The 1,657-nt window shown below is 69.2% G+C and carries 1 protein-coding gene; it reads left to right on the top strand.

Annotation, left to right across the window (positions count from 1 at the left end; all coding sequences use genetic code 11):
- Positions 1-122: 122 nt before the first annotated feature.
- The coding region (locus tag ABZY45_RS35035; RefSeq protein WP_356746301.1) for an acyltransferase domain-containing protein at positions 123-1,657 on the top strand (1,535 nt) is incomplete at its 3' end.

Genomic DNA, 1,657 nt, shown 5'->3' with positions numbered 1-1,657 from the left:
TGGTCGAGGGGCTGCGGGCGCTTGCTGGTGACCGGCGGGATGGTTCGGTGCTTCGTGGCGCGGCCAGGTCCAGGCCGAAGACGGCGTTCTTGTTCACGGGTCAGGGTGCGCAGCGGGTGGGGATGGGGCGTGAGCTGTACGGCGCGTTCCCGGTGTTTGCCGAGGCGTTTGACGCGGTGGTCGCGGAGCTGGACGGTCACCTGGCGGGGTCGTTGCGGGATGTGGTGTGGGGTGAGGATGCGGGGGTTCTGGAGCGGACGGAGTTCACGCAGCCGGCGTTGTTCGCGTTCGAGACGGCGTTGTTCCGGTTGCTGGAGTCGTGGGGTGTGCGCCCGGACTTCTTGGCCGGGCATTCGGTGGGTGAGCTGACGGCTGCGCATGTGTCGGGTGTGCTGTCGCTGGCGGATGCGGCGCGGCTGGTGGCTGCGCGGGCGCGGCTGATGCAGGCCCTGCCGACTGGTGGTGCGATGGTCGCTGTCCGCGCATCGGAGGACGAGGTCCTTCCGTACCTGACGTCGGACGGGGTGAGTATCGCGGCGGTGAACGGTCCGGACGCGGTGGTCATCTCCGGCGCCGAGAACGAGGTCCTGGAGGTTGCCGCCCGCTTCGAGGCGGAGGGCCGTAAGACCAGTCGCCTGCGAGTCTCGCACGCCTTCCACTCGCCGCTGATGGAGCCGATGCTCGACGAGTTCCGTACCGTCGCCGAGAGTGTGACGTTCGGCGAGGCCCGTATTCCGGTGGTCTCCAACCTCACCGGCGAACTCGCGACCGCCGACGATCTACGTACCCCTGAGTACTGGGTGCGCCACGTCCGTGAGGCCGTGCGCTTCGGCGATGGTGTGCGCGCGCTGTCGGCCGCCGGGGTCTCCGTGTTCCTGGAGGTCGGCCCCGACGCCGTCCTCACCGCCATGGCCCAGAACTCGGCGGCCGACGCGGTGTTCGTCCCGGGCCTCCGTCGCAACCAGAGCGAGCCCGAGGCGCTGGTAACGGCGCTTGCCCGGCTGCACACCGTGGGCCATGTCCCGGACTGGGCCGCGTACTACGCGCCCACCGGAGCCCGCCGCGTCGACCTGCCCACCTACGCCTTCCAGCACGAGAGCTACTGGCTCGACACGGTCGACTACTGGGCGAACGCATGGGCTGGGAGCGGTGGTTCGCTGGAGTCCGCTGGTCTCGGCACGGTTGATCACCCGCTGTTGCGAGCCGCTGTCGTGCTTCCGGATTCCGGTGGCCTCGTGATGACGGGCAGGCTCTCTCTCGCCACCCAGCCCTGGCTTGCTGATCACAGTGTGCTGGGGAGTGTGCTGGTGCCGGGGACGGGGTTGGTGGAGCTGGCGTTGCGTGCGGGTGAGGAGGTCGGGTACGGCCTGCTGGAGGAGCTGACCCTCCAGGCGCCCCTGGTGCTGCCTGACAGCACCGGGTTGCAGGTCCAGGTCGTGGTCGGGGCCGGCGCGGATGACGGTGCGCGAGCGGTGAGTGTGCACTCCCGTGTGGAGGACGACCAAGACGCCTCGTGGACGCTGCACGCTGAGGGGGTCCTTCTGCCGCAGGCACCCGCACCCGATTTCGATTTGGGGGTGTGGCCGCCGGTTGGTGCTGAGCCTGTGTCTGTTGTGGGTGCGTATGAGCGGTTGGCTGAGCAGGGGTATGAGTACGG

This window comes from Streptomyces sp. NPDC006516 (assembly GCF_040611875.1).
Classification (GTDB): Bacteria; Actinomycetota; Actinomycetes; order Streptomycetales; family Streptomycetaceae; genus Streptomyces.
The sequence above is the reverse complement of the archived record's forward strand: the minus strand, read 5'-3'. Positions and strand labels throughout refer to the sequence as shown.